Origin of the sequence: Rhodothalassium salexigens DSM 2132 (assembly GCF_004341375.1) — a bacterium.
GTDB classification, from domain to species: Bacteria; Pseudomonadota; Alphaproteobacteria; order Sphingomonadales; family Rhodothalassiaceae; genus Rhodothalassium; species Rhodothalassium salexigens.
Genome location: NZ_SLXO01000007.1, coordinates 185,474 through 194,982, shown reverse-complemented (window position 1 = coordinate 194,982; position 9,509 = coordinate 185,474). Strand labels below are relative to the sequence as shown.

The window sequence follows — 9,509 nt, the reverse complement described above, 5'->3', positions numbered from 1 at the left end:
GCTCTGCGTGCTCAACAGCATGGTTGCGGACGGGACCTACTTCCGAGAGATTCAGCCAACCTGAATACAGTTGCCGGCAAACCCGGCGCGGTTCAGGGTGAGATGGTGGGCCGGGCAGGACTTGAACCCGCGACCAAGCCGTTATGAGCGGCCCGCTCTAACCAGCTGAGCTACCGGCCCCGTGCGTCGACCCTTTAGCAAATAGCCGCGGCCAGCCCAAGTGCTTTCCGGCGCAGCCCTCGGTTCGCCGGCGCTCATGGCGACTGGCCTGCCCCAGCGCCGCTCCGGGCTGCCGTGGATGGTGGGCGGCGCGCCTAACGACCGTCGGACAGGGGCGAAGGGGCTGGTCGAACGGGGCGCCCCTGGCCCGGGCTGCGAGGCCTTGGGATGGCAAAAATCCATACTCGTTCAACGGGTGTGGCCATGGCATCCGCTGGGGGCTAGCGGGGCCTGTTTTGGCGAAAACTGGCTTTTGTCGTGCAACCGTGCAGGGGAGGTGGCGGGCGTTGAGCGATGTGACGCTGCCTGTTTGGTCGCAGCGTCAACAAGGAGGTTGGGCAAAGCAAAAAGTTTTGATAAGATTGTGGCAGTTTGTTCTCGTCGGTGATGATGGACGCATGCCCTACAGTACCACCAATATCGGCCCGTCCAGGTTCGGCGCCGTCTCCTCGGATGTAAGTGACCGCTCGTCGGCGGTTCTGCAAGCCAGTGGCGAAGCGGTGATCGTGGTCAGCACCGATCATCGAATCGTCTTTTTCAATTGTGCCGCCGAGCGGATGTTCGGTTGGACGGCATCGGACGTTGTGGGCGAGCCGCTCGACCTGTTGCTGCCGGAAGACGCCCGCACGGTTCATCGCGATTATATCAACGATTTCGCCGGTTCCGCTGCCATGGCCCGGCCGATGGCGCAGCGCCGGAGCGTGGCCGGACGGCGGGCCAACGGCGCCGCGTTCCCGTGCGAGGTCACCATCGGCAAGATCGCCGTCGCCGGGTCGATGGAGTTCGTCGCGTTCCTCACCGATCTGACCGACCGGGACAGCATGCTCGCCGATCTGACGCGCCGCGCCGATACCGACGCGCTCAGCGGTCTGGCCAACCGGCATGTGTTTAACGAAGCCTTGGCCGATCTCGTGAGCCGTGCTCAGAATCAGGGCACGCCGCTGACCTTGGTGATGTTCGATCTGGATCGCTTCAAACGCGTCAACGATACCTATGGTCACGATGTGGGCGACGCGGTCATCCAGTGTTTCGCCGGCGTGCTGGGCAGCCATGTGCGCGGTACCGACCTGGCGGTTCGGTATGGCGGTGAGGAATTCGCGCTGCTTCTGCCCGGCAGTCCGCTGGCTCAGGCGCGCGAGGTCGCCGAGCGGGTACGCGCCGCCATGGCCGAGGCGCGCATCCCCACGCGCGATGGCACCTCAATCAGCGTCACGGTCAGCGCCGGCCTCGCCACTTGGCAGGTCGACGACGAAACCCCGCACGAATTGCTCAAGCGTAGCGATCAGGCGCTTTACGCGGCCAAGGCCGATGGCCGCAACCGGGTGGTCACGCAATGTGTCTGACGCCGTAACCGATCCGTCCGGATCGGGTAGCCCAGCCTGGTTGCTGCGCTCCCGGAGGGGAGGGGTGGTGGCGGCCGTATCGACCGCCCGCGGCCAGGCCGCTTGTCCAACCAAGGCAAGGCGCAAGCCTCAGCGCCAGCGACGTCCCGGCCGGGCCGGGTGTCTCCGAGCCGCGGTGAGGAGCCCTTGTGTTAGGGGCGGGGTCAAGGCGTCTGGCGGCCGATGGCGCTCGCCGGCTCATGGCCGCCTGCGCGGGGGGGCGGGCTCCCTTCCACACCCGCCATGCCGACCTCATCGGCAACCGACAGGGAGGGGTGGCAGGTCGGCCGGGGGCGCGCGCGCCCCATGCGGTCACGCAGCGCGCCCCCCTGGTCGCCCTGTCGGCGGGACCGGCGGGCGGACCCTTGCCAGGCACCGGGGCGATGGGATGGGGGCGTTGGGCCGCCTAGTCGGTCGTGCGATTGTCTCTGCGCGCGGCGCGTCCGCTTCCCTGAGCGTCGTCGCGGTAAAGAGCTCAGGTCTCGCGGCGCCCAGCCAGCAGCGGCAGATCCGGCGACGGACCTGCCGCGCCGTATTCCACCCGGTCCTGCGGCATCGATGACGGCCAAGGCGGCCCCCGGAGCTGACCCCGGGACGGTCCGGCGCGCCCGGTTGGCGCGCGCCGCGCGGTGGCTATGGGGCCAGCGAGGCCGTGGTCTCATCGGCGGCAAGAAACTGCCGCGCCGCCCTCAAAAAGGCTTCCGGCTGGTCGGCGTGCAGCCAATGGCCGGCCTCCTTCAGGCTGGCCAGCCGCGCCGCAGGGAACAGGGTTCGAATGGTGTCCCGATGCTCGGATTGCACATAATCGGACCGGTCGCCGGACAGGAACAGCGTCGGCCCCTCATAAGGTTGGCCGCCGAGTGTGGACAACTCTGGAAAGCCGTAAATGGCTGGCAGCGCGGCACGGATGGCGTCGAGATCCGGGCGCCAACGGGCGCCGCCGGTGGCCAGCGATAGATTGAGCATCAAAAAAGCGCGAATGGGACGGTCGGGGATCGCGCGCGCCAGATGGGCGTCGGCCTCCTGGCGGCTGGCGATCCGGTCGAGCGGCAACGCGCGCATGGCGTCGATATAGACCTCGAACCCCCGCCCGCCGTAGGTTACCGGCGCGATATCGAGCACCATCAACCGCGCGACCAAGTCCGGCCGGGTCAGCGCCAGGGCCGCCGCCACCTTGCCGCCCATGGAATGGCCGATCACCGCCGCGCGCCCGGGGGGGCGGCGGTCGGGGGGCTGGTGGTCGGGGGCGCTGGCCAGGTCGGGGACGGTGCGCTCGATCAGGTGGGCGATATCGCCGGCCATGGTGGCATAGTCCATGGCGGCGTCGTGGGGCGATCGGCCGTGATTGCGCAAGTCGGGCACCAGCACCGGCCGGTCGACGGCGAGCCGTTTGGCGAGCGCTTGCCAGTTGCGCGCCTGGCCGAACAGGCCATGCAGAATGATCGCCGGGCAGCGCGCCTGTGCGGTCGGATCGTCCGGCATGTGACGGTGAAGATTCAAGTGCATGGCCCGCCTTGTGACACGCCGGCGAGACCGGCTCAAGCCTCGCCCGCCCGGGCGGCCAAATCCCGGTTTGCCAGCCTCGCGGTGCCATGCTAGCTAGACGACGATTTTATTCCGTAATCGATAAGGACAAGCCAAGATGAACGACGCCGCCGGTCAGGGTGCCCAGGACGACGCGCCGCAATTGCCGCTTTTCTATCAACAGCCGGAAATCCTGCGCCGCGACCTGCACGCCAATCTGGGGTTGGTCAAGCAGGCCGACTATTCCTTCGCGCGCGAGGCCAATGCGGTGCCGCTGACGGTGAGCGAATTCGCCATGGCCGGACTCAACTATCCGATCATTTTCGTCGGCGAGGGGCAGAAGACGCCGGTCGCGGTGATGAGCTATGAGCGCGGCCGCAACTTCTTCGTCGACGAAAACGGCCGTTGGGAGGCCACCGCCTATATTCCGGCCTATGTGCGGCGCTATCCGTTCGTGTTCATGCGCGACGATCAGAACGAGCGGTTCGCCCTGTGCATCGACCGGGCCTCGTCGCTGATTGCCGAGACCGAACAGGACGTGCAGCCGTTCTTCGCCGAGGGCGAGCAGACCGATCTGATCAAGAACGCGCTCGATTTCTGCACCGCCTATCAACAGGAAGCGCAAGCCACCGAGCAATTCATCGGCCTGATGACCAAGCATGATCTGATTGTCGAGCGCGCCGCCAATCTCACGCTCAAGGACGGCCAGACCTCGACCATCAACAATATCGGCGTGGTCGACGAAGAAAAGCTCAATGCCCTGTCCGACGAGGCGTTCCTGGAGTTGCGCACCACCGGCGCACTGGGGGCCATCTATTGTCACCTCATGGCGCAGAAGGCTTGGCAGCCGCTGATCCTGCGCGGCTAGCGCGACCGACAGGCAGCCACCACTCTGGACCGGGCCGGCCCGTTTGCGCGGGGCGGCCCGATTTGTGTCGCGTCGATCCGGTCGGGACGCTCGCGCTGTTAAATTCTTGTTCGTTTCTTGCCCTTAAACAGGGGGCTAGAATCGTGATGCGCCGTCGGTCCGGGGGCGCTGGGTGGAGAGGCGCGGGTGTTAGACGCCAATACCCTTGTTTTCGCTGCGTTCCTGTCATTTGTGATGTCGACCGTGGCGTTGTCGGCGCATTATGCCGCGCACCGCACGCAGCCGGGACTGCGTAACATCGTTTTGTCGTTCGCGCTTAAGGCGTGTGGGCTGGCGTTGATCGCGCTGCGCGGCCGGATCACCGATTATGCGTCGATCAGCCTTGCCAACCTGCTGGTATTTGCCGGCTTCGGCTTGCTGTGGATCGGGCTTGCCCAGCTTTGGGAACAGCCGGTGCGGGCCATCGCCCGCTGGGTTGTGGTCACGGTTGTCGTCGGCGCGGTGTTGATCCACCTGTTCGCGTTCACGGTCCCGGACCTGCGGGTGCGGATCCTGATTGCCGGGACGGTGGTGGCGATCACCGTTTTCGGCGCCTTGGTCAGCATGGTGCGCGCCTTGCGCGCCGAGCGTCCGACCGAAGGGGTCGAGACGCCACGCTACGGACTCCAACTGGTGATCGGCGCGCTGGGCACCGAATTTCTGCTCGAGGTCTGGCGGGTTTTGCTCTGGTGGCGGCGCGACTTGTCGCCAACGATCGACTATGCTCAAGCGGCGAGCCCGACATTCTATGTGGGGCTTTTGTTCGTGGTCGTGTTGACCGCCTATGCGGTGATCATCATGACCAGCGAACGCTTGCTCGCCGAGTTGAAGCGGCTCGCTTGGCTGGACATGCTGACCGGAGTGATGAACCGGCGCGCCTTCAACCAGAATGCCGAGGCGGTGCTGGGCCATGCCCGGCGCAGCGGCGAGTGGGTGTCGCTGCTGTTGATGGATATCGACCTGTTCAAGCGCATCAACGATACGCTCGGTCACGCCGCCGGCGATCGGGCGCTGGAAGTGTTCGCCCAGGTGGCGCCGGCCGGGCGCCGGGCGCAGGACATCTTCGCCCGTATCGGCGGTGAGGAGTTCGTTTTCATGCTGCCCGATACCGACGAGGCCGGCGCGCGGGTGGTGGCCGAAGACATCCGGCAGCGCGTCGCCGACACGGTGGTGCGCCGCGGCGACCGGGCGGTGCGCATGACCGTCAGCATCGGTCTGGTGGCGCGGGCCGGCGGTGGGCTCGATCTGGACGACATGCTGTCGGCCGCCGATCGGGCGCTCTATACCGCCAAGGCGTGCGGTCGCAATCGCGCGTTCAGCGAACAAGATGTGGACGGCGGCGGCGGCCCGGCTGGCCGGTCGGTGGGCGACCCGACGGCGGACTGATCCGGCCGGTGCTGTCGCTGCCCCCATGGGCCACGGCGGCAGGCCCGGGCAGACCGGGCGGGCTCGGCGCCATGGCCGGGCCGGATCGGCCGTCGACATCGTCAAGGGCGCGTCCGTCAACCGCGCGCCGGGCGGGCGCGTGCGACCTTCGGGCCGCTGGCCCCGGAGCGAGCGCGCTGGCATCACCGCTGGTCTGATGACAGCCCCGATCCATATCGTCTGGTTCAAGCGCGACCTCCGGATTGCCGACCATGGTGCCTTGGCCGGCGCCGCCGAGCGCGCGGCGACGGACGGCGGCGTGGTGTTGCCGCTTTATGTGGTGGAGCCCGGTCTTTGGGCCGGGCCCGATATGGCGGCGCGGCATTGGGGGTTCGTCGCTGACAGCCTGGCGGCGTTGCGCGCCGACCTGGCCGCTTTGGGGCAACCCCTGGTGGTACGGGTGGGCGAGATCATCGCCGTGCTTGACGATTTGTGCGCGGGTGGCCGCGTTGCTGGCCTTTATGCCCACCAGGAAACCGGCAATGGCTGGACCTTCGCCCGCGACCGCCGCGTCCGCGCCTGGGCCAAGGCCCGCGGGCTGCGGTTCGACGAGCCGCGGCAGTCCGGGGTTATCCGCAGCTTGGCGCATCGAGACGGCTGGGCGGCGCGTTGGGACCGGTTCATGGCCCAAGCGCCATGGCCGACGCCCGGCGCACTGCAACCGGTCGACCGCCTCGATCCGGGAACGATCCCCACCGCCGACGCTCTCGGTTTGCGTGCCGATCCCTGCCCGCAGCGTCAGCCGGGCGGTGCGCGGGCCGGTCTTGACTTGCTCGACAGCTTTCTGGATCGGCGGGGGCGCAGTTACCGGTGGGCCATGTCCAGCCCGGTGACGGCGTTCGATGCCTGCTCGCGCCTGTCGCCGCATCTGGCCTGGGGGACGCTGTCGGTGCGCCAGGTGGCCCAGCGCACCTGGGCCGCCCAGCGCACCTGGAAGGCCGAGACCGGCGCTGCGGCGCAGGCTTGGCGCCAGTCGCTGCGGTCGTTTTCCGCGCGGCTGCACTGGCACTGTCATTTTGCCCAGAAGTTGGAGGACGCGCCGCGGCTCGAAGTGGACAATCTTCACCGCGGCTATGACGGCCTGCGGCCCGACACCGCCGACCCCGAGCGTCTCGCCGCCTGGGCCGAAGGGCGCACCGGCCTGCCGTTCGTCGACGCCTGTATGCGCGCCCTGCGTGACACCGGCTATCTCAATTTCCGTATGCGCGCGATGGTCCAGGCGGTGGCGACCTATCATCTTTGGCTGCCGTGGCGTGACAGCGGGCTGGTCTTGGCCCGGCGCTTCACCGACTATGACCCCGGCATCCATTGGCCGCAGGCGCAGATGCAGGCGGGCACCACGGGCATCAACACCGTTCGCATCTACAATCCGGTCAAGCAGGGCTACGATCAGGACGCCGACGGTCGCTTCATCCGCCGGTGGGTTCCCGAACTGGCCGCCGTGCCCGATGCGTTCGTGCATGAACCGTGGCGCTGGGACGGTGCCGCAACGCTGTTGGGTCGGGGCTATCCAGCGCCCGTCGTCGACCACCAGCAAGCCGCCCGCGCGGCCCGCGAGCGCGTCCATGCGGTGCGCCGCAGCGCCGCCTTCCGCGACGAGGCCGACCGCATCCAGACCCGCCACGGCTCGCGCCGGTCGGGGCTGCGCCAGCGGGGCGGCAGCAACGGCCCGCGCGCACCGGCGACGGCGCCGGAACAAGGGCAGTTCGATTTTGACGCCCGCTGATCCAACGCTGCCTGACGGCTGCGTGACCGGGTCAGTCCAGGCAGTCGGGCGGGAACCAGATCGTCGCTTGAGTGCCGCCGTCTTCCGGCAGGCTGAGGCTCAGGCGCCCGCCGTGCAGTTCGGCGAACGTCCGCACCAGATACAGGCCCAGCCCCAAGCCCTCGTGTGAGCGCGCCAGACGCGTATCGCCCTGGGTGAACGGCTCGGTGACGGTGGCCAGCTTGGCTTTGGGAATGCCCGGTCCGTGGTCGCGGACCGTCAGGGTAACGCCGCCCTGGTCGCCATAGGCGGCGATAACCTCGATCAGCGTGCCCGGGTCGCTGAACTTGCGGCTGTTGGATAACAGGTTGAGCAGCATCTGACGGGCCAGCCGCAGGTCGAGGACCATGTTGGCGTCGAGGGCATCGCCGGTGAGTGTCACGGTCAGCGGTGGCGTCGCCTCGCCGCGGGCGTCCGGCAGGGCCGCCAGCGTCGCGCTGCAACCGCTGCCCCCCTCGGCGGTGGCGTCGTCGACCTCGGTGACGCCCAACAGCGACAAGGTGGAGGCGATGAGAGCGCGCGGCGTGGTCTCGGTTTCGCACAGCACGATCCGGCCCTGTTCGACCCGCGACACGTCGAGGATGGTCTCGATGATCGACAGCAGGTGCTTGCCGCTGAGGCGAATGTTCTCCGCATACTCGCGATAGCAGGGGTCGCCCAAGGTGCCGAACAGTTCCGAGGTGAGGATCTCGGAAAACCCGATGATGGCGTTGAGCGGCGTGCGCAGTTCGTGGCTGATGGTGGAGAGGAACTGCGACTTGGCCTGGCTCAGCGCCTCGGCCTGCCGGCGCGCCTCGATCAAGGTGCGTTCGTTGGCCCGGACCTCGGTCACGTCCTGGGCGACGCCTTCCATCACCAGCGCGCGCCCCTCGTCGTCGCGTTGGACCTTGGCCACATGATAGAGCACGCGCTCGGTGCCGTCCGGCCGGATGATCCGATGATCGCTGCTAAAGGTGTCGCCCTCGCGCACCGAACAGCGAACCTCGTGTTCCAGCGCGTCGCGATCGTCGGGATGCACGCACGCCATGTAGACGTCGTAGGACGGCAAGCGGCCGGTCTGGGGAAGGCCGAGGATTTCATAAAGGCCCGGCGACCACTGGATGTCATTGGTTCGAATGTCCCAGATCCAGTTGCCGATCCGCGCGATGCTCTGGGCATTGCGTAGATGCTCTTCGCTGCGTTCGAGGGCCTTGTTGGCGCGATCGATCTCGGTGATGTCGTGGGCTTCGGGGATCAGGTATTGCAGGTTGCCCTGGGCATCGTAACTCGGCCGGACGGTGAAGTCGAAGACCCTGTCTTCGCCATCCCAGCGCCGATGGGTGAGCCGACCGTGGATCACTTCGCCCCGCTGTGCCCGGCGCATGGCCTCCAGCATCCTGTCGCGCGATTCCGGATGACCGTCGAACCAGGCGGTCTCGGTGAAGAACCGACCGCAGACGTCGTCGGCCGGGCGCGCGATGAACGCCAGCGCGGCCTGGTTGGCTTCCAGCACGATCCCTTCCGGGTCGAGAAGCGCGATGAATTGAAACGTCAGGTCGAACAGTGCATAGAAGCGCCGCCGGTTCTCGTCCGTATGGTGTCGGCAGCCGACGCGGTTCGACAGATCGCGGACGATGGCGCCGTAGTGGCCCGCGTCGCTGCCGGTGAAGGCGAAGATGGTGGCCTCGGCGGGAAACACGGTGCCGGTGCGATGGCGCCCGTAGACATGGTTGCGTCGCCCCATCGTGCGCGCGCCGTCGGCGTTGGTCATGTAGTGCGCAACGTGCTGCTGGTGGCGACGGCTGAGGCCCAGCGGCAACAGGCGGTCAAGTGACGCCCCGATCAGATCGTCCGCGGACCAACCGAACAGCGCCTCGACCGCTGGATTGGCGGCGACGATCGTCTGGTTGCCGTCAATGACGACGATCGCGTCATTGGAATGGTGAAAGATCGGCCCGTCAAGCGCGGCGGGCATCCGCAAGGATTCTAACATGGACCGTCGCGCCATCCCTTACTGGTCACCGTTTTAAGGATAAAAAGAGACCTCAAGACTGTAAACGAATTGCTCAACGACGCGCGCAGAGGGGGCGGCGCGAGGCCGCCAGGGCGCAAAAACCGCTGAGCCATCAAGAATTTGATATGCGTGCGGCATCGTTTCCTTCGTCGATCGTGCCGCCGGTGGGACGTTTCTGATGACGAGCCGCCGCACCCCGACTCAACCACGCCGGCCCATTGGGCTGAGACATCGGGCCGTTTTCGGCGTCATCGCGGACCGGTTGACCGGCGCGGACCATGGCAGCGGTCGGCG

At 67.3% G+C, this 9,509-nt stretch carries 6 protein-coding genes and 1 tRNA gene; 4 read left to right on the top strand and 3 right to left on the bottom strand.

The genetic code is table 11. The features are described 5' to 3' along the window. Positions 1 to 103 precede the first annotated feature (103 nt). Positions 104 to 180: transfer RNA gene (locus EV659_RS10480), tRNA-Ile, on the bottom strand. A gap of 335 nt (positions 181 to 515) precedes the next feature. On the opposite strand from EV659_RS10480, the gene EV659_RS10475 reads away from it, so the two are divergent. Beyond that, positions 516 to 1,562 (top strand): GGDEF domain-containing protein, encoded by a 1,047-nt coding sequence (locus tag EV659_RS10475; protein ID WP_243641591.1) that lies wholly within the window; start codon positions 516 to 518, stop codon positions 1,560 to 1,562. Positions 1,563 to 2,234: 672 nt separating this feature from the next. Here EV659_RS10475 and EV659_RS10470 read toward each other — a convergent pair. Beyond that, the gene (locus tag EV659_RS10470) at positions 2,235 to 3,107 is read right to left on the bottom strand and encodes an alpha/beta fold hydrolase (protein ID WP_207894082.1); all 873 of its coding nucleotides are present in this window, start codon (positions 3,105 to 3,107) and stop codon (positions 2,235 to 2,237) included. Positions 3,108 to 3,243: 136 nt separating this feature from the next. Between EV659_RS10470 and EV659_RS10465 the strand changes: the two genes are divergently transcribed. From EV659_RS10465 to EV659_RS10455, 3 genes are all read left to right on the top strand, one after another. Continuing rightward, the gene (locus EV659_RS10465) at positions 3,244 to 3,993 is read left to right on the top strand and encodes a SapC family protein (protein WP_132708825.1); all 750 of its coding nucleotides are present in this window, start codon (positions 3,244 to 3,246) and stop codon (positions 3,991 to 3,993) included. Positions 3,994 to 4,179: 186 nt separating this feature from the next. Further along, complete coding sequence (locus tag EV659_RS10460; protein WP_132708824.1) at positions 4,180 to 5,418, top strand: GGDEF domain-containing protein; 1,239 nt, start codon at positions 4,180 to 4,182, stop codon at positions 5,416 to 5,418. Between the two features lie 196 nt (positions 5,419 to 5,614). Next, positions 5,615 to 7,183 (top strand): cryptochrome/deoxyribodipyrimidine photo-lyase family protein, encoded by a 1,569-nt coding sequence (locus EV659_RS10455; protein WP_132708823.1) that lies wholly within the window; start codon positions 5,615 to 5,617, stop codon positions 7,181 to 7,183. A gap of 31 nt (positions 7,184 to 7,214) precedes the next feature. On the opposite strand, the gene EV659_RS10450 is transcribed toward EV659_RS10455, so the two are convergent. Further along, positions 7,215 to 9,194 (bottom strand): sensor histidine kinase, encoded by a 1,980-nt coding sequence (locus tag EV659_RS10450; protein WP_165878836.1) that lies wholly within the window; start codon positions 9,192 to 9,194, stop codon positions 7,215 to 7,217. Positions 9,195 to 9,509 lie beyond the last annotated feature (315 nt).

Bases quoted from the DNA above. Each gene is read 5' to 3' on its own strand.
- EV659_RS10470 (WP_207894082.1), bottom strand. From the start codon at position 3,107: ATGCACTTGAATCTTCACCGTCACATGCCGGACGATCCGACCGCACAG.
- EV659_RS10455 (WP_132708823.1), top strand. From the start codon at position 5,615: ATGACAGCCCCGATCCATATCGTCTGGTTCAAGCGCGACCTCCGGATT.
- EV659_RS10450 (WP_165878836.1), bottom strand. From the start codon at position 9,194: ATGTTAGAATCCTTGCGGATGCCCGCCGCGCTTGACGGGCCGATCTTT.
- EV659_RS10465 (WP_132708825.1), top strand. From the start codon at position 3,244: ATGAACGACGCCGCCGGTCAGGGTGCCCAGGACGACGCGCCGCAATTG.